This is a genomic window from Mesorhizobium sp. DxT (genome assembly GCF_058448885.1).
The window spans coordinates 91649-109889 of sequence record NZ_JBZFLJ010000012.1 but is presented as its reverse complement, the minus strand read 5'-3'; the positions used below and the strand labels follow the sequence as shown (position 1 = coordinate 109889).

Here is an 18241-nt window from a genome sequence, read left to right as displayed (position 1 = left end):
AGGAAATGGACGTGTTGAAATCCGCGATTTCAGGAAGCGCACCGCGCAACAGCCATTCGCGGGTCGTCGACGAGCTGGGCCGCGCAATTGTCGGCGGCACCTTCGTCAGCGGGACCATCCTGCCCGGCGACATAGAACTCGCGCAGCGTTTCAAGGTGTCGCGTACGGTCTTGCGGGAGGCCATGAAGACACTGGCGGCAAAGGGCATGGTCGTCCCGAAGACCAGAATCGGCACCCGCGTCACCGGCCGCAACAACTGGAACCTGTTCGACGCGGACGTTCTCGCCTGGCACCTGGAGAGCGCCACCGATACGCGCTTCCTAGAACATCTTTCCGAAATGCGGCTGTCCTTCGAACCATTCGCCACCCGCCTTGCATCAGAGCGGGCGTCCCGCGAGGACGTCAGGTCGCTCTACGCGCAGGTCGAGGCAATGGAGACGGCGAATTCCATGGAGAGTTTCGCGCTCGCCGATCTGGACTTCCACATGGCCCTGCTGGGTGCCTCGGGAAACCCCTTCATGTACTCCCTCGGCGCCCTGATCGAGGCGGCATTGGCCACGAGCTTCCGATTGAGTTCGCCGTTCGGCGAGCCCGAACGCCAGCAGGACACCGCGCTTGCCCACCGCCGCATCGTGGATGCGATCGCGGCCCGGAATCCGGAAGACGCTGCTGAAGCTATGAACACGGTCATCGTCGTGGGTCGCGACCGTATTACCGGAGCGCTGTCACCCCGACGTTGATGGAAGGGCGTCATCGCGGCAAACCTTGATGAACCCTCCGGAGTAGACAACCGGGCCGTGTGGGTGGTCACTGTCGTCTAATTGCTAAGCGTCTGCGAAAAGATCGGCTGTTCGTGAAGCCGAACGGCGAGGCGCGCCAGTCCCCCCTCAGCATGGAAGTCATCTTCCGCGAGAACATCCCGCCGCGGCAGTAGGATGCGTCGCCTTCGACCGGAACTCGGACGAGGCGACTATGGCCTCTTTGAAAGACAATTGGGCCTATATACCCGAGACCCCGTCTCGCAAAGATCTAACGAGAACTGCTGGTTCTTGGATCGCAAGAAGTACGGCATCGGCCGTCGCTCACGTCAGTAGAGCTTTCCCCGGGCGGTAATCGGCCAAAGTGTCTCGACTTTGCCGTCGCGGATTCCCACATACCAATCATAGAGGTTGCATGTGGGGTCACAGTGACCGGGAATCAGACGGAGCCGCTGGTTGATGGCAAGCGCGCCATGCGGATCGTCGAGCTGACAGTGCTCGTCCGAAAGACCAATGCAGGCCACCTCGTCGAGATCGTGAACCACCGGCAGACCACTATCCACCGAGAACGACTTTAGCCCTGCATCCGCCACCGCACGGCCGGGCGCCCTGCTCATCACGGATGCCAGCACGAACAGGGAGTGCTCGAATCCGTCATTGGCGGTGGGGCCGAGGGCGCGCCGATAATCTGCGTCCATGAAGACGTAGGAGCCGCATTGCAGCTCGTTCCACACGCCGCTGGCGGCCTCCAGCGGATAGGTCCCGGTGCCCGCGCCACCAACGATGTCGCAAGAAAGTCCCGCATGGGCGATGAGCTCGACAGTCTGGCTCGTAAGCGTCCGTGCCTTGGAGATGGCCGCACGGCGCTCGTGCTCGGACCCCAGATGCTGGGCGCGCCCGTGGTAGGCCTGGATACCGGCAAACCGCAAGCCGGATGCGCGGGAAACCGCCACTGCAAGGTCACGCGCCGCCTCGCCGGGCGCAATGCCGCAACGTCCGGCACCGCAGTCGATTTCAACCAGCACCTCCAACGTCGCGCCGGCCTTTTGCGCGGCAGCGGAGAGGTCGGCAATGGCAGCCGGATCGTCCACGCACACGATAACGCGCGCCGATCGGGCCAGGCGGGCCAGACGGTCGAGCTTGGCCGGATCGCGCACTTCGTTGGCGATGAGAACGTCGCTGATGCCGGCGCGCACCATGGCCTCGGCTTCCGAAACCTTCTGGCAACAGATGCCGCAAGCACCGCCGCGCTGCATCTGGATACGTGCGATGTCGGCCGATTTGTGGGTCTTGGCGTGCGCACGTAGTCTGACGCCCGCATGGGATGCGGCCACACGCATCCTCTCGATATTGCGCTCCAGTGCGTCGAGATCCACCAGTAGCGCCGGCGTCTGAATTTCGTGTAAAGCCATTCCAGGCAGAGCGGGAACATCGAAGCCAGGCTCAGCAGTCACGGGGGCCAGGTGGCGGATCGAGTTTGTCAAAAACATCTCCTCGGTCGATGTTGCAGGTTGATGGCGGTCAGCGAATGCAGATAGTTTTGCAAAGCGGCGGAACAAAAGAAAGAGGCATCGTTTGCGGCTACAATTCCAATCGAGCCCGGGGCGGTCGCTGACCGCGAGCGCCAGGTCGATCTTCCGGCTGCTTGCAGAAGGCGGTCCCGCAACCCGACCGCAGCTTGGAGAGACCTTGAACCTGTCGCGGCCGACGATGTCGGCGGCCATTGCAGAGCTGGAACAACTGGGCCTCGTCGCCAAGATCGGCGAGGTGCAGGGCCAGATCGGGCGCAAAGCGTCCATTTACCGTCCCGGCCCACAGGCCGGGCATGTCATCGCCATCGACGCGGGCTCCACCCATGTGCGCCTGCGCGTATCAACGATCGACAGGCGGCTTCTGCACAGCCGCGTTTATCGCCTGCCGGAAAGCCAGCTTCTGCTGGGCGAAGAGATAAGCCGTGCCGTGGCCGACGAAGTGACGGCGACGCTGAACGAAACGGACCCCGGGTGGGGGCCGTTGCGCATGATCGGCATTGCGGTGCCCTCCCGGGTCGTGGGCCCACACGGTGATCGAAGCGCGACTCGGCAGGAAGAAATTTTCAGTTGCTTCGAGCCGCCGGCAGATGTGCCGGTGGTGCTGGAAAACAACGTCAACTGCGCCGCAGTCGCCGAGCGTTCCAACGGAATTGCGGAGGATTCAGAAACTTTCGCCTATGTGCAGATCGGGTTGAAGATCGGCATGGGGCTGATGCTTGGAGGCCGGCTGCTACGCGGACGCAACGGGGCGGCTGGCGAAATCGGCCATCTCGCCTTTCCGATGGCGGACGGAAGTAAACCCGTAGCGGGCGAGATCGAGCGATATATGGGTACCGAAGGCTTTATGCAGCGCGTGGTGGCGGCATGGCCCGAAGCCGCCGGAAATCCGCCTGTGGATGCAGCCGACCTGATGGCACGGGCAGATCAGGGCTGCGCAACCGCGCTCGCGCATGTCACGCGCCACGCCGAGGACATCGGTGCGATTGTCGCAAGCTGCGTCAGCGTCGCCGACCCCGGGCTGGTTGTACTGGGCGGCGGGCTGGGCAGCAGTCCGCTTCTGCTGCCGACAGTCTTCGAAGTCGCGAACCAGCTCAGCTATCCTGTCGAAATCCGAACAAGCACGCTGGGCCAGGACGCCACGGTTCTGGGCATCGAAAAACTGGCCTGCGAGCAGACGGTCGACCTCCTTCTGGGCGAACGCCACGACTGAATCCTTCGACGTCCACGCCCGGCAACGATGATTCATGTTGCGCTCCCCATTTTTTTTGTTAACTTGCCTAACATAATAAGCGGTCGCTGTGACGGACCGTATTTCGAGGGTGTTCAACAAGGGAGACGATCATGATCGCAACGACGTGCCGCGCTGCCATACTGGCAACAAGCGCAACCTTTCTGGGTGCTGGCGCCCTTTCGGCGCAGGAACTGCAATACTGGGTCTATTCAGACTTCGCGCAGGGCGATGCGCTTGCGCTTCAGCAGGAATTCATCGCCGAATTCGAAGCCGAAAACCCCGGCGTCAAGATCGTGATCTCGGGCAGGGGCGACGACGACCTGACCTCCGGTCAGATCGCAGGTGCCGCATCGGGCACGCTTCCCGACGTGTTCATGAATGGTCTCGCCGTCGGTGCGCAGCTCGTGGAAGTGGGCGCACTGGCCAACATCCATGAAGAATGGATGGCGATGCCGCAGGAGTTTCGCGACCAGTTCGATGCTGCCGCCATAGCGAGCTGCACGCCCAAGCCCGACGAAATGTACTGCATTCCTTATACTGGCTTCGGCGAAATCATGTACCGCAACCTGACGGTGCTGGAGGAAGCCGGTGTCGATACCGCCACACCGCCGGCCACCTGGGAAGAATGGCATGAGCAGATGGTGAAGGTGAGCGAAGCCGGCAAGTTCGCCGTGCCGGACCAGACGCAGGTCTTCAACTCAGTCGCCAGCATGTATGCGGTGCGCGGTGACAAGGAAAAGTGGGGCATCGATTTCGAGGCTGGCGAGACGCTGATCGAGCCTGAATCGATGGCGCGCACCATGCAGATGTTTGTTGACATGGCGCCCATGAACAGCGGCACCAGCCGCAACGACCAAGCCACCCGCGACCTGTTCATCACCAATCAGCTCGCCTTCCATGTCGTCGGCCCCTGGGTCAATCCGACCTACGCACAGGCAGCGGCTGATTCAGGCCTGAAATATGACTTCGTCCTCGTGCCGGGCGCCGAGGAAGGCGACCACGGCGGCATTAAGAGCTACGAGTTCGTCAGCATTGCTCCTGGTCCAAACCGCGAGATCGCGTGGAAATTCGCCGCCTACATCACCGAAAAGAACCAGATGGCGCGCTGGGCGAAGCTGCTGTCGCGCTACAACGCCAATGCAGCCGCGATGGCCGATCCGGAAGTCACTGCGCTGCCGCTGATCGTCAAGTCGGTCGAGGCGGTGAAATACGCCATGGACGTGATGCCGCCCTATTTCGTCGGCGCGGTGCCGAACTGCTACCGGTCGATCATGACCGACATGGCTTCTGCAGTCGCCGATGGCGAGTACACGGCGGAAGAAGGCGCAGATGAACTCATCGCCGAGTTGAACGACTGCCTCGCTCGATAGGCAAATGTCGAGGATGGCGCGGACATCCGCGCCATCCACTTTCCAACCTGTCCATGCCCGTCAGCTTATTGGAGCCGTCATGAGTGCCAGACGACTTCTGCCGCATTATGCGATGGTGTTGCCATTCGGCCTGCTGTTTGCGGCATTCTTCCTCTACCCGATCGTGAGTGGGCTCTACTACAGCTTTCACGATTGGAATGCCGCGAGCGAGGCACGATTTGTCGGCTGGGCCAATTACGAAGCCGTGCTGAATTCGCGCGATTTCTCGCGCTCCATGTCGAACCTCGTCGCCTATATCGCCATTACCGTGCCGTTGGGCATCACGGTAGCGCTCGGGCTGGCACTGCTCGTGGACAGCTTCAGCGGGTTCTGGGCCAACTTCTTCCGCAGTGCCTTCTTTCTGCCGGTCGTTCTACCCGCCTTTCTTGCCGCGACCATCTGGCGGTGGATGTACGCTCCGAATTTCGGCCTGGTGAATATGGTTCTGGGCTGGTTTGGAATGCCCTCGGTCAACTTCCTCAACGACACCGGCATGATGCTCTATGCGCTGATTGCCGTGGACGTGTGGGTGTCGGCGGGCTTCAACATGGTCATCCTCCTCGCCGGTCTGAAGAACATCCCGCAAGACCTTTACGAGGCCGCGCGCCTCGATGGTGCGAGCCGCATCCAGCAGGTTCGCTACATCACCATTCCGATGCTGGCGCCGGTGCTGTTCTTCGTCGTCACCTACGGCTTCATCTCGGCGCTGCAGGTCTTTGACGTTCCCTGGCTGCTCACCGGATCGTCGTTTACCGCCTATGGCGGCCGACGCAGCGCGCTTCTGTTCCCTGTGATGGACATGATGGGGCGGGCGTTCGGGTCGGTCCGGTTCGGCGAGGCCGCCGCCTACGGTTTCATCCTCACGACCGTCATCATTCTCTTCACCGCCGCCATGTTCGCGGTGCGCGCCTGGAGAACGCCGAAATGAGCGCCACCCAAGCCTCCGCCAACAACAGATACGTGATTGCCGATCTGTGGACCTGGCGCTTCCTGAAGTGGGTAGTCGCCATCTGCGTGGCGATTGTGGCGGTGTTTCCGATCTGGTGGATGATCAATGTAGTCTTCTCGGACCCCGGCACACCGGTCTCTATCAATCCGCGCCTCTACCCGACATCGCTCGGTTCGGGCCTGTCGAAGATCCAGATGATCCTGACGGAGACGCAATATCTGCGCGCCTACTACATCACCATCGCCTATGCGCTTCTGACTATTCTGGGCGTGATGCTGATCGGCTCGATGGCCGCCTTCGAGTTCGCCCTGTTCGACTTCCCCGGCAAGCGCATCCTGTTCGGACTGGTGATGCTGTCGCTGATGGTGCCGACGGTGGTGACGATCATCCCGACCTATCTTCTGGTCGCCGATCTGGGCTGGCTGAACACGATGCAGGGTCTGGTGGTGCCGGGACTTGCTTCCGCCTTCGGCCTTTTCATGCTGGTGCAGTTCATGCGCTCCCTGCCGATGGAAATGATCGAGGCCGCTCGGCTCGACGGAGCCAGCCACTTCAAGATCTATTGGTACATCGCCCTGCCATTGTCGAAGAACGCGATGGTGACGCTGGCCATCCTGACCTTCATGAAGACGTGGGGCAATTTCGCCTGGCCGCTGATCGTGGCGCCGCGCCCGGACACCTACACGGTTGCCCAGGTGGTCGGGCTGTTCAACGCGCCCTTCTCGCACCAGACGGTGGACGTGGTGATGACGGCAAACCTGCTGGCTGCCGTGCCACCGCTGATCTTCTTCCTCATCTTCCAGCGCAAGATCGTCGAGGGCATCGCCATGTCAGGCTCGAAGGGCTGAACGGACACAGTGAGAAAATCATGGCTGAAGTAGAAATCAGATCTGTCTCAAAATCCTTTGGCGCCGTCGAGGTGCTCAAGGACGTCGACCTGAAGATCGATGCGGGCGAATTCGTCGTGTTCGTCGGGCCGTCGGGCTGCGGCAAGTCCACGCTGCTGCGGATGATAACCGGGCTCGAGACAGAAAGTGCCGGAGACCTCTTCATAGACGGCCAGCGCGTCAACGATGTCGATCCGGCAAAACGCGGCACGGCGATGGTGTTCCAATCCTACGCGCTCTATCCGCACATGACGGTGGCCGAAAACATGGGGTTCGGCTTGAAGATGGCGGGCGAGCCGAAGGCCTCGATCCGCGAGAAGGTGGGCCAGGCGGCCGCGATCCTGAAGCTGGATCAGTTGCTCGACCGGCGGCCCGGGCAGCTCTCGGGCGGTCAGAAACAGCGCGTCGCCATAGGCCGTGCCATCGTCCGCAAGCCGAAAGTGTTCCTGTTCGACGAGCCGCTGTCGAACCTCGACGCCGAGTTGCGCGTTCAAATGCGGGCGGAACTCATTGACCTGCACCGCCGCCTCGGCGCGACGATGGTCTACGTTACTCATGACCAGGTTGAGGCTATGACGTTGGCCGACCGCATCGTGGTGATGAATGGCGGCGTCGTTCAGCAATATGGCCGCCCGCTCGACCTTTACGACGATCCCGACAATCGCTTTGTCGCCGGCTTCATCGGCTCGCCGAAGATGAACTTTCTCGACGCGACCGTGCAGGAAGTTGGCGAAAGCCACGTCACGCTGACAGAAATCGGCGGCAGCGACCGTAGCCTACGAGTTCCGTTCCGCGGCTTTGACGCGTCCGTCAGAAGTGTCACGCTCGGCGTCCGTCCTGAGCATGTCAGGCTCGGCAACGGCGCTGCCGACGGACTGCCGATCACTGTCAGCTTCGCCGAAGAGCTTGGCGACGTGACCTACATTCACGGCAAGCTGTCGGCCGATACGCCAATGATCGTGCGCAGCGACGGCATGCGCCATGACGGCGCGGAAAGCTGCACCATCGCGATCGATACAGCCGGCATACGTCTTTTCCATACCGACGGCCGCCGGCTGCGTGAAAGTGGAGCCTGACCAACATGACAACCCGTCAGGTGGCGCCGCTGGCCCCGCAAGCCAGCGTCGTCGGCGTCGATATTGGTGGTACGAAAACCCACCTGCGTCTGCGCGATGCAACTGGCCAACGCGACCTTGTCGTGCCGACAAGCGATTGGCGGCATCGCGAGTGGCATCGCGATGCCCGCGCGCTGCTTGAGATGGTCACCCACTTCAGCGAGGGCGCACCGATCGCGGCAATCGGCATCGGGGCGCATGGCTGTGATGACAAGAGCGAATGCGAGGCTTTCGAGAAGGCGTTCCGCAACGCCGGCCCTCTGCCCGTGCGCGTGGTCAATGATGCGGAGCTGATGCCAGCCGCGTTCGGACTGGAGCAGCAGATCGGCGTGGTGGCTGGCACCGGCTCAATCGCTGTCTGCCGGACGGCCGATGACGAAATGCTTGTTGCTGGTGGTTGGGGATGGATCATCGGCGACGAAGGCAGTGCCGCGAGCCTGGTGCGCGAGGCGGCACGCGCGGTCGCGCTCCATCTTGATCGCGGCGGGTCAGAGGATGATCCGCTTGTGCGCCGCTTGTTTGCCTCTCTGGAAATTCCATCAGCCGCGCGCATAGGCAGCCGCCTCGGCAGCCTCGGCAGCGCCATGGCGGTCGGCCGCCACGCCAGCCTCATATTCGATGCGGCAGACGAAGGTTCGCCACTTGCCGATGCGGTGATAGGCGACGGCGGCCGCGCGCTGGCCGATCTCGTCGCGCGCCTCAAGGCACGTGGCTCGCAAGCCGGTTCGGCCGTCGCCGGCGGCAGCGTCATCGCCTCGCAGCCGCGCCTGTGGGACGCGTTCCGCGCCGGCGTAGATGAGCTCTGCGGTCCGGAATTCTCAATGTCTCTGCATGAAGGGCCGCCGGTCGAAGGCGCGGTCGTTCTTGCCGACAGGGTGGCTGCCGATCTGCAAGCCAGCCCTCGAACCGCCCGTTTCTAACATACGAAAGGTCAATCCGATGAGCTATCGCTCCACTGTCGCCCGGCAGCCAGAATCGCTTGCCGACACCCTCACCGCCGCACAGGCCGAGCTGGCCGGGCTGGACCTTTCGCCATTGGCCTCGGGCATCATGGCCGTTACCGGCATCGGCGCGTCCTACGCAGCCACGGTGGTGGTAGCCGCCGAGTTGCAGCGTCGCGGACGCCGCGCATTTCCGGTACGCTCGGGCGAGATGATGGCGGGCTACGACATCGCCGATACGGCACTTGCCCTGTCGCATCGCGGCCGCAGCATCGAGACCGTCGACGCTTTACGAAAGCTTCCCAAGGCCAAGAGCCTGGCGATCACGAACAATCCCGAAAGTCCGCTTGCGCAGGCCGCGAACTATCACATCCGTCTCAACAATGGCTCGGATGCCACCCCTTCCAGCACCGGCTACACCGCGACGCTACTGGCTGCCGGGCTTGCCATCGACGCCATCCACGGGAGCGGCGGAGCCGACTGGGCGGGCCTGCCGTCTATGGCAAAAGAGGTGCAGAGCCGTGCAGCTGAAAAGATGCCCCGTCTGGGCGAACTCTTCCGCGACCGCCGTGCCATCGACTGTGTCGGTGCTGGCGCATCCATCGGGACGGCCGACGGTGCCTCTTTGCTGGTTCGCGAGGCCGCACGCCTGCCTGCTTCCGGTTATGAGACGCGGCACTACCTGCATGGCCCGATGGAAGCGATGGACGCGACGACGGGGGTGGTGCTGTTCGGTGACGCCCGCGAGCTGCCCTTGGCCGAAAACCTCAACGATATCGGCTGCCCTACCCTCCTGGTGACCAGCAACACCGACATCTCGGACAAAGGCAAACTGACAGTGGTGCATGTGCCTGCCTGCGACGATCTCGTGTTTCGCGGCATCATCGACATTTTCACCGCGCAGCTGCTGGCAGCAGAACTGTCGGACGCTGCGGGTCTGACCGACGTCAAATTCCGCTACAAACAGTCCGACACCAAGATCGTCGACTAGCTAAAGGGTGCCTAGAGACGTCGCAGTGTCGTCGAGCGCCAGCCGCAGGCGTTTCGCAAGATCGTCGATCTCGTCGTTGGATATGAACAGCGGCGGGGATGCGACGATCGTGTCGCCAATGGAGCGCACGATGACGCCGCGGCGCAGGCGCAAAACGTGTGTTGCCGGCTTTGTCTGCAACGAGTTCAATCCCGCCGAGCAATCCAATCGTCCGCGCTTCCCCAACAAGCGGATGGTCCGCCAGACCATCCCACGCTTCGGCGAAGCGAGGCGCGGCGACCGTCTCGACCCGCTCCACGATCCGTTCATCGCGCAGTATTTCGATGTTGCGTACCGCGACCGCACAAGCGACGGGATGGCCGGAATAGGTGAAGCCGTGCGAGAGAAATCCGCCAGAGACCAGCGTGTTGGCAATCTCGTCGGTCATCATGACGGCGCCAAGCGGCAGGCATCGAAACCGCCATCTTTCCAGATTCCGCGAGCCTGTAACATCCAACGATGCTCGCCGATCCCGGCGCTCCAGTCCCCACGGATGGTGAAATGGTCCTGGTCAGGCTCCATGTCCGCATAGGCGCAAATGGACACGGCCAAATGCTCGCCGACCAGCCGCGTCGTCACATCCATTAGGGCACTGGCGTCGGTCGCGAGACCTGCAGCCCTCCCGAGATGGTCGAGAAAGGCGAGTTGCTCGGCGTTCTGCCGCAGGGCCTCCTCTGCGCGTAGGCGTTCAACTGCAGTCCGTGTGCACTGCGCGACCTCTGAGATCAGTGCAATCTCATCGTCGGTCCACGCTCTGGGAGTAGCGTGGTTGAGGTAGAGCAGAGCGACGGTCCCCCTGTTCGGTGACAGGCGTATTGACCACCGCCTGGGCGCTGATCGCCTTAAGCGCCTCCGCACCGGCTTCGCTCCTTGGATCCGTTGCGGCGTCGTTGAAAACGACGGTCTCACCACGCTTGAGGTCATCGATGTAGGGGCCATAATCGCGGAAATGAAGCGTGCCAGCGAGGCTCTTGATGCCAGGAGCGTTCCAGTCCCGCTGGATCGTGATTGTCTCGCGGTCAATGTCGATCTCGCCGTATCCCACGCGGCTGCCCTGTAACGCATTCCCCAGAATTTCGGCGGCTGCATAGGCCAGATCATCCGGATCGCTGAGCTCACGGATTTTATCGCCCAAAGCAGCAAGAACAGCTTCGTCCCTGTTGGTACTGCGGTAGCCAGGGGTTGAGTTTGCGCTCAACGTTCCCCCAATTTTTCTGCGTGCACCATAACGAATTACTGCTGCTCTGGTTCCGCACGCGGCTGGAGGTTGAGACCTTGCGTGCCGCTTCGCTGCGCTGGTCACAAGCGGATGGAATGCAGCGACAGAATCTGCCGCGATCACCAAGGCAATCCACTCGGGTTTCAATCCAGGATCAAAACCGCTGGCCGGCCCCCAACGCGAATTCACGGTAGAACTGGACCTTCGTTTTGCAGCTTCGATCGGCTGGTAAGACAAAGCTGACCATCCCTGCAACAGCCCAACGCTTTCTGTGCGTGTCGGCCGGGCTTGGCCCATTATCGCCTTAGTGCGGTTCAGCCTTCTACGATGAGGGCTGCGAAGAGTTGAAGGAACGAATCCGTGTCCACGCCATCCGGATCGACCACCGCGTCCGATTGCGGGATGATGTTGTCGGGCTCGGCCCCGGCCCAGATCGGCTGGAGCCTTCCCGCCCCACCACCTGCCAGCAGGTCGAATACAACATCGAAAGCGCTTTCCGGCTTTGCGAGCCTGATCCATAGCGCCGTTGCCGCCGCGACGGTCGCCGCAGGGTTCACGCCGAGCTTGGCAGCCATCAGGCGTTGCCGGAAGTTAGCGATGCTGGCCGAATACCCCTCGCCTATCGCGGTATCGATCGACGCAACGTCGAGCCCGCCGTCGAACGTCATTCCGCGGCGCCGGAAATGGCTCGTCCCGTTGAGGCAATACACGTCGTCCACGATCACCGTGGTTGTACGGATGGCCGCGGCGCGGCCGGGGTACCCGATCGGGTGGAACGCGGCGACCCGGCGAGGGTCGACAGAAATCAGGTCTGCCAGCGCCTCGCGGCGATGCCGCAATGCGGTGACTGTCCAGTGCGGGCGCTCGCGCGCAAAATCGCCCTCGCGCGGCACGCAGACAATGAGCTTGAGACGAGGATTGGCTGCCATCCGCGCCGCTATAAGGCTTACGAGATCGATCTCGTCGGGGCGTGGCGGCCCATCGGGCCGTGACGTGCGGGCAAAGGCAGGGCCTTCCACGTAGATCAACTCGCGCGCCTGACCGATCGCACGTACCAGCGACCACAACGCATCGCGCTGGCCCGAGCGCGCGGTTGCGATCTCGCGCTGGACGATGGGCACGACGCGCTGCTCATTGCCAAGTGTCACGGTCGGCGGCTGGATGCCGAGGTCGGCGGCGATCTGATTGATCAGGTTCTGCAGGGTCGCTCCGGGCTGGGGCGCGGGTGCAGCAGCAAGCTCGGGCGTGTCGCAGAAGGGCGCAATCGTTTCCAGAACGGCGGCCGCCACCGTGCCACCGGGCGGTGGGCCGGGCGGGTCATTCCATTTGTCGTCCATCGTCGTTGCGAGCCAGCCACGGAAGTTCGCGCCCCCGGTCGGAATGAAGATCGGCTGCGCGCGCTTGATCGCATGCAGTGCGGCGTCGCGAGCCAGCGCGCCCGAAAAAGCCGTTCCGGAGGCAAAGATGTCCGGTCCGGCGGGATGGCCGGCATTGGCGAGTTCGGGCCGGGCGTGGCGACTCTCCGGCGTCAATCGCGCACCAGTCGTCACCGCCTGCCAATTATAGGGTGGGTTCGGATTGCCTGCAGGAGGTGCAGGCGACACGCCGATCACGAATTGCGTGTCGAAGCGGGCCTGCGTCGGCAGGCGCGGTCCCTGCCGCGGCTGCTCGTCGCTCGCCAGCCGTCGCAAAAGTTCGGTAAGGCTCGTCGGAGGACCGGCGGAAGCGGGCGGACGCGGCAGACCAAAGGCCGGCACCGGTGCGATCGACCGTGTCATGAAACCGTCGAGAATTGTGGCGACCAGTGTGCCCGGCGCGAGCAATGGCACGCCGCCGAAACTGGTGTCCGGTACAAAAGCGTCCGGTCCGGCCGCGACCTCCAGCCGGACGCCGGAATACATGCGGCGCCGACCGCTGCGCGAAACGACCACCAGGTCGACGATCAGGATCGCCGGTGAGGGATGCGGCTCGGCCGGCGATAGGCCGAACGGATTGACCAACAGAAGCCTGGCGGGACCTCCCTGTACGATGGTCGCGCCGCCATCGCCGCGTACGAAGGATGGCTGCTCGCCGATCGAGGCGATTTCGACAAAGTTGCGCGGATAGGCGCGAAGATGAGCACCGAGCGGCAATTGGGCTCCATCGACGGTCAGCACCACGTCCTGCACCGCGCCCGGGCCGTCGCCCGGCGCGCGCCACGATGCGGTGAGCCCCTGACGCGGGTCCGCGGTCTGCACGATCTCCGAGGACGCGACGGCGGGCGGAAAGGCCGGCCACTGCGCTCCCGGTGCAGGCGGCGCAAGGACCGCCGGGTCCAGAGCCGGCGAAACCGCGGCGGCGAACAACTGGTCGTTGGGATTGCCGAAGCCCTGCGTCATCGCAGCCATCGCGCCCAACACATCCACGCCATCGGCGAGATAGGCGAAGCCCGGCGCCCTGTCTCGCACGACAGGGTGCAGAAATGTCGGCGTGCCGCCGTCCTCCGCCGGGATCGCAGCCCCGGCGACGCTCGCGACCGGCGCCATGGTGCGATTGCCAAGTATGTGCCAATCCAGATCGACGGCCATGATCCGGAAGAAGCGGCGGCCGAGCCCCACCGTTGCAGGCAGCGCAGGCGCGGCAAGTCGCGCCTGCCCGAGCGTGCCGTTGCGCGCGAACCCCCAACGCAGCGGAGGAACCGTGTTGGCCGGTACCGCGGCAACATCCGCATTCGAGCGGCCGAAAGTCTCACCGGCGGCGAGCGTCTCGAGACCGAAGGTAGCGAGATCGCGGACCGCATCTCCCGCTCCGTCAAGTACACGCAACGTGGCCGCCGGGCGTGTGCCCTGATAGCGCCAGCCGTGCGGATCTACGACGTGGCAAAGATCGCCGGCGGCGAAGCCCAGCATCGAGCCGATGCCGCCAGGGTCTGCGGGTGTGCCGGCGAAGGTGTTTGCATTCTGCAGCGCGGCACGAAAGACAATCAGGTCGTTCCACAAATGCGCCATCGCGACTGGATCTATGGGAAGCCCGCGCGCATCGTGGAAGCTGACGGTGGCGGTACCGTCGTCAAGTGTTTCTCCTGCGAGATAGATTTGAGGGGGCGGCAGCGGAGACGGCGGCGCGATGTCGCGCAGAAGCATAGCAACGGGCACGGGATAGACGTTGGTCCCGGTGCGCAGGTCGACGAGCACCTGAAGCCGACGAGCGGCTTCCGGGTGTAACGTCAGCGCGAAGGCGGGACCCGTCAGTGATTGACCGCTGACGTCACTATAGATGGCGGGCGAGGCAAGCCAGGTTGCGATGCCCATGAAAGGTGCGCGCGGGGACGCAAGGCGCAGGGTCAGTGCGGTCGGATCGTAGTCCCCCTGGGCCGGGTTCGACCCGGCCCAGAGTGGGCTTAGCGCAGGCGCAGCCAGCCCCATCGCCTCGAGGCCGCGCGCCTGCAGGTCGTTGGCTGCAGAATTTGCGGTGAGCACAGTCTGAGCCGGCATCAGAGGCAGCATGTCAAGGCACCTCATGCATGAAGGACGCGGGGTTTCCATCCACGCCGCCAAGGGTGGCACGCAAACTGCCGCCATGGCCGCGCAGGTAGAACGATAGCACCGTCCCCGTTCGACCGGCGGCCTCGCGGCGCACCGGCAGCGGGACCGTGCCGGCGAACGGGTCCTCCAGAGGGCGCAATTGCGGAATGTCGGCATAGTCCACGTCGAGCGTCACCCCGCGCCCCATGGGTCGCGGAAGCGGGCCTGGCACAGCGAGGTGCGGCCGGAAGGCTGCCTTGAGTCGGTATCCCGCTTCTGGAGGCACCTTGAACGGCAGGTTGATCGGTGCGCGGACGACGAACCCCTTACCGGCAATGCGCCTCACGGCAACCACGCCGAAGGCAAGCGGCGGAAGCGGCGAACCCGCGGGCACCGCTGCAATGCGCTCCGTCGCGCGGCCAAGAGGATCGTCGAGCTGGAACCGCACCGACAGCGCGGTATCCACATTCGGACGCACGATGCGCAGCCGGATTCGCGTAGTATCATCCGGCGTCTCGCGCCAGATGCCACTCTCTCCCGATGCTGGAGGGGCTGTCGGCAATGCGCGGAGTGCGCCGTCTCCCGGCACGCCATCGACAAGCTCGGGCCACGCGAACAGTGCGGTTCCGGACCCGTTTTCATCAAGGCCGGTTACCTCCACGCGCAGTCGATGCGCCCCGAGCGTCGTCGCCTCGATGGGAGCCGGCGTCGCCGTCGCAATTTCGATCAGAGCAATGTCGCCACCAGGCCAGGAATGCTCCAGCGGTTGGAGGTCCGCCGGGCCGGGTGGCGGTATGATCACACTGCGTGCCGCCGATGGCTTCGAACGTCCACCCAGGAGGCCACGTTCGGGCCGCGGCAGTGACCATGCGACGGCCCGGTAGTAAAGCGGCGACCAGCTGCCCGCCGGCCGATCCACGCCATTGGCGACGCCGATCGCCTGGCCAGGCACGGCCCCACGCGGCGGGAGCGCACGTATTGTCCAGGCCGGCTCACCGCTACGCACCGTCATCACTGGCGGTCCCATGGTATCCAGCTCCATCGCGGCTGCTTCAGATCGAACGCGGTGAATGTCGATGCGGTCGACCGTCGCCCCCGGCAGCGTGGTGAGCCGCAAATCCGCGCGAAAGGCATCGGTTCCGCTGTCGGGATCTGCGGCGCGGCGCACTTCCAATGTCGGGGCGTCGGGAACCTGCTTCTGCGGCGCGGCATAGGCGATGGGCCGCTTGCGAAGCATCGGATCCCCGGCACCAGGCCATTCGGATTCCACGCCGCCGGCGCTGATTCCGACCACGAGGAAGAGATGAATCTCCTTGCTGCCGCGGGGCAAGGTTGCCTGATAGGACGTTACGCTGACTGCGGTCTCGTTGAGCCGGGTGAAGAAGCGCTTCGCCGGATTGGCCGCGAAGGCGTTTCGCAACTCCACAAGGCGCTGCGACAGGGTTTGTTCCAGCCCCGGCTCGGCGAGTCCCCAGTCGGCCCTTAATTTTCCCTCCTGGGCAGCATAGACGAAATAGCCGGCCGCTCCAGGTGCCGAGGGCCACGTCACAAGCGCGTGATGTCGCCCGGCCGCGTCTTCCATACTGGCGAGCAGCACATCTTCGTGTTCCGTCGTTATCACGGGTGGCCTTGGGTCCGACGTCGAAGCGATGCGCGGCGCACTCCAACCACCAGCACGGCCGGGGGGGCGCCTCTCGATCGCCATTGCCGACAGCGCCAATCCGATATGCCCGGCTGCGTTGAAATCGAGTGAGAAGCCGTCGATGCGAAGCCGGTAGCGGCGGGGGCCGGCAACGTTGAGCGGGCCAGCGAGGATGTCGCGACCGTCCGCACTCAGATGCTGGAGCGTGCCTCCGGCATCGACGGCCGCGTTGCCGGCGGGGTCGAACCTGATCTCGAACGGCGTACCCGCAGCACCGCCAAGGCTCCTCTGCAGCCCGATAGGTGCTGTTGGCCCGAGCGGCGGATCGCCGCGACGGGCCTGAACGTAGAGCACTCCCGCGAAACGGATATCGGCCGGTGAGCGGGCTGCCCAGTCCCAGGCAAACTCCACCGTCAGCACTGCCGGACAGGTTCCTGCCGACGCTGTCGTGTCGAGCGACGCAGACAAGACGGGCACGATCTGCACGGGTGGTTCCTGCGCATTGATCGGGGCAGTGCGCCAGTCACTCCAGACACCGAATATGTCCTGATGTGCGACGCCGTAGAGAAGCGGAACGACAGCCGGACTACCAGGTATGGCGAAGCTGTCGTCCGTGGCGCGGAGTTGCGGCACGTTCGCAGGTACGTCGCTGCCGGTCGTCACGCCGATTGGCTGAAGCGCCTCGTCGCCCCTGCGCGGCAGGATAAGCGCCTGCGCGGTGCCGGCCCCGTCGGCGCTGCGCGCATGGGCGTAGGCGGCCGATCGAAGCGGCAGACCGGGCGGCAACCGATCCCAGCCCAACCGCATCACCGGTCGCCATGCACCATCAGTCATGGGCGGTGAGCGCATCCCTTCCTGCACAACACCCAGATTGGCCGGTGGTGGTGGCGGGACCACGCGGCGCGGCGACAGTGCAATGGCAGCAAAGGCTATCTTGTCGGACTGACCGTCGAGCCCGTTGGCAAAACGCGCAGTGACGCGGAAATCGCTGTCGCTCCTGTTGGGATCGTTGAAATATTCGACGTCGCGAATGGAGATCGGCGGGATGTCTATTTCCTCGACCGCGGTTCCAAAGCCGGCAAGCAGGCTCGCGACAGGATCGGTCGCAGCAGCGAACATCAGGGAGCCAAGCAGCGAGAAGGTGGCTGCAGCAGTTTGCCCTCCGTTCCCAGCGTCCAGGTCGACCGAGCGTTCCAGCGTGCCGTGCAGGTTCGGCGGGCGGGTGGTCACCATCTCCAGCAACCCGTCGAGGACGTCGTCCTCCATCACCCGGAGGAAGGCTTTGGGGTCTGCTTTCCGCCATTGGGGGGCAAGACGGCCTGCCGCGAAAGCGCTCTGCCATCCGAACGGCGCAGCGCCCCGGGAAAAGCGCGACAGAGCGGCGTCTACCGGTGGCATAGGCATGCCTGCTGGCCCTTGATCCGCGTCGAGGCCAAATACGCCGTTCCACTCGCCCTGGTCGACGGGCAGCCCAACGCGCTCGATGAGCGTCCACTCACCCCGGTTCGCGTCCTGGCCGTCAATGCCGACCCAGCGCAGGAGCTCGACCCCGTCAAAAAGCACCAGGCAGGCAATCTGCGGTGCGGAAAACGAGATCGTCCTGAAGCCGCTCGACACGGTCTCGATGCCGACGACAGCCGAGCCGAAGGGCGCGCCGGCAAAAGCGATGACATTGGCCTGCGGTGCAGTCACCTGGAGCGTTGCACGGATAAAAACCATTGGCGACGGCGCTGCGAAGGCCCGCCAGTTGAACAACGTCTGGGAGATCAGCGTCTCGTCCTCGACCGGCAACTCCTTTTCCAGATGGACATTGAGCGCCGGCCGCCGCCACACTTCAAAGGGTTCGGTCGGGTAACCAAGCTCCGGTGACAGCAGCCAGCGCAGCTGCACGCCTCGCACCAAAGTGTCGCGGCTCTGCTTCAGTGCCGCCATATGGGTCTCGTCGCGGCGTGCAAGCGCGGCCCAGTCCACCAGCGCGGCGGCAAGCAGGAAGCGGTCGGGATCGAGGATGAATTCCTCTTCCAT

General features: G+C 63.9%; 14 protein-coding genes and 1 pseudogene. 8 read left to right on the top strand and 7 right to left on the bottom strand.

Annotated elements, in window-relative coordinates:
* Positions 1–5: 5 nt before the first annotated feature.
* Entirely contained in the window at positions 6–740 is a 735-nt protein-coding gene (locus ACVJNE_RS20655; protein WP_499568648.1) for a FadR/GntR family transcriptional regulator, read from the top strand.
* Between the two features lie 347 nt (positions 741–1087).
* Here the strand turns inward: ACVJNE_RS20655 and ACVJNE_RS20650 are convergent, their stop codons facing one another.
* Positions 1088–2170: a DSD1 family PLP-dependent enzyme gene (locus ACVJNE_RS20650; RefSeq protein WP_499568734.1), complete on the bottom strand. Its 1083-nt coding sequence runs from the start codon at positions 2168–2170 to the stop codon at positions 1088–1090.
* A 163-nt stretch (positions 2171–2333) separates the two neighbouring features.
* On the opposite strand from ACVJNE_RS20650, the gene ACVJNE_RS20645 reads away from it, so the two are divergent.
* The 7 genes from ACVJNE_RS20645 to ACVJNE_RS20615 all read left to right on the top strand — a co-directional run bounded on the left by ACVJNE_RS20645 (position 2334) and on the right by ACVJNE_RS20615 (position 9813).
* On the top strand, positions 2334–3500 hold the full coding sequence (locus tag ACVJNE_RS20645) for an ROK family transcriptional regulator (protein ID WP_499568646.1): 1167 nt from the start codon (positions 2334–2336) through the stop codon (positions 3498–3500).
* Positions 3501–3631: 131 nt separating this feature from the next.
* The gene (locus ACVJNE_RS20640) at positions 3632–4891 is read left to right on the top strand and encodes an ABC transporter substrate-binding protein (protein ID WP_499568644.1); all 1260 of its coding nucleotides are present in this window, start codon (positions 3632–3634) and stop codon (positions 4889–4891) included.
* A 79-nt stretch (positions 4892–4970) separates the two neighbouring features.
* Complete coding sequence (locus ACVJNE_RS20635; RefSeq protein WP_499568642.1) at positions 4971–5858, top strand: carbohydrate ABC transporter permease; 888 nt, start codon at positions 4971–4973, stop codon at positions 5856–5858.
* Complete coding sequence (locus tag ACVJNE_RS20630) at positions 5855–6727, top strand: carbohydrate ABC transporter permease (protein WP_499568640.1); 873 nt, start codon at positions 5855–5857, stop codon at positions 6725–6727. Before ACVJNE_RS20635 ends, ACVJNE_RS20630 begins: the two co-directional genes overlap by 4 nt.
* A 20-nt stretch (positions 6728–6747) precedes the next feature.
* Positions 6748–7842 carry an ABC transporter ATP-binding protein gene (locus tag ACVJNE_RS20625; protein ID WP_499568638.1) on the top strand — a complete coding sequence of 365 codons (1095 nt, stop codon included), beginning with the start codon at positions 6748–6750 and terminating at the stop codon, positions 7840–7842.
* Positions 7843–7847: 5 nt separating this feature from the next.
* Positions 7848–8801, top strand: a complete 954-nt coding sequence (locus ACVJNE_RS20620) for an N-acetylglucosamine kinase (RefSeq protein WP_499568637.1) — start codon at positions 7848–7850, stop codon at positions 8799–8801.
* 19 nt (positions 8802–8820) lie between these two features.
* Positions 8821–9813, top strand: a complete 993-nt coding sequence (locus ACVJNE_RS20615; RefSeq protein ID WP_499568635.1) for an SIS domain-containing protein — start codon at positions 8821–8823, stop codon at positions 9811–9813.
* On the opposite strand, the gene ACVJNE_RS20610 is transcribed toward ACVJNE_RS20615, so the two are convergent.
* The 6 genes and pseudogenes from ACVJNE_RS20610 to ACVJNE_RS20585 form a co-directional block, all read right to left on the bottom strand.
* Positions 9814–9993, bottom strand: a complete 180-nt coding sequence (locus ACVJNE_RS20610; protein ID WP_499568739.1) for a hypothetical protein — start codon at positions 9991–9993, stop codon at positions 9814–9816.
* A 28-nt stretch (positions 9994–10021) separates the two neighbouring features.
* A pseudogene (locus tag ACVJNE_RS20605) lies at positions 10022–10240 on the bottom strand (aminotransferase class III-fold pyridoxal phosphate-dependent enzyme); the annotation flags it as partial.
* Positions 10240–10437 carry a hypothetical protein gene (locus ACVJNE_RS20600; RefSeq protein WP_499568633.1) on the bottom strand — a complete coding sequence of 66 codons (198 nt, stop codon included), beginning with the start codon at positions 10435–10437 and terminating at the stop codon, positions 10240–10242. The gene ACVJNE_RS20600 and the pseudogene ACVJNE_RS20605, both read right to left, overlap by 1 nt.
* A 151-nt stretch (positions 10438–10588) precedes the next feature.
* On the bottom strand, positions 10589–11308 hold the full coding sequence (locus ACVJNE_RS20595; protein ID WP_499568631.1) for a GAF domain-containing protein: 720 nt from the start codon (positions 11306–11308) through the stop codon (positions 10589–10591).
* A gap of 77 nt (positions 11309–11385) precedes the next feature.
* Positions 11386–14556, bottom strand: coding sequence for a phospholipase D-like domain-containing protein (locus ACVJNE_RS20590; protein WP_499568630.1), 3171 nt, complete (start codon positions 14554–14556; stop codon positions 11386–11388).
* 1 nt (position 14557) lies between these two features.
* Positions 14558–18241, bottom strand: coding sequence for a hypothetical protein (locus ACVJNE_RS20585; protein WP_499568628.1), 3684 nt, complete (start codon positions 18239–18241; stop codon positions 14558–14560).

Coding starts and splice junctions, on each gene's coding strand:
- ACVJNE_RS20655 (WP_499568648.1), top strand. CDS start 6: ATGGACGTGTTGAAATCCGCGATTTCAGGAAGCGCACCGCGCAACAGC.
- ACVJNE_RS20650 (WP_499568734.1), bottom strand. CDS start 2,170: ATGGCTTTACACGAAATTCAGACGCCGGCGCTACTGGTGGATCTCGAC.
- ACVJNE_RS20640 (WP_499568644.1), top strand. CDS start 3,632: ATGATCGCAACGACGTGCCGCGCTGCCATACTGGCAACAAGCGCAACC.
- ACVJNE_RS20635 (WP_499568642.1), top strand. CDS start 4,971: ATGAGTGCCAGACGACTTCTGCCGCATTATGCGATGGTGTTGCCATTC.
- ACVJNE_RS20630 (WP_499568640.1), top strand. CDS start 5,855: ATGAGCGCCACCCAAGCCTCCGCCAACAACAGATACGTGATTGCCGAT.
- ACVJNE_RS20625 (WP_499568638.1), top strand. CDS start 6,748: ATGGCTGAAGTAGAAATCAGATCTGTCTCAAAATCCTTTGGCGCCGTC.
- ACVJNE_RS20620 (WP_499568637.1), top strand. CDS start 7,848: ATGACAACCCGTCAGGTGGCGCCGCTGGCCCCGCAAGCCAGCGTCGTC.
- ACVJNE_RS20615 (WP_499568635.1), top strand. CDS start 8,821: ATGAGCTATCGCTCCACTGTCGCCCGGCAGCCAGAATCGCTTGCCGAC.
- ACVJNE_RS20600 (WP_499568633.1), bottom strand. CDS start 10,437: ATGGATGTGACGACGCGGCTGGTCGGCGAGCATTTGGCCGTGTCCATT.
- ACVJNE_RS20590 (WP_499568630.1), bottom strand. CDS start 14,556: ATGCTGCCTCTGATGCCGGCTCAGACTGTGCTCACCGCAAATTCTGCA.
- ACVJNE_RS20585 (WP_499568628.1), bottom strand. CDS start 18,241: ATGGAAGAGGAATTCATCCTCGATCCCGACCGCTTCCTGCTTGCCGCC.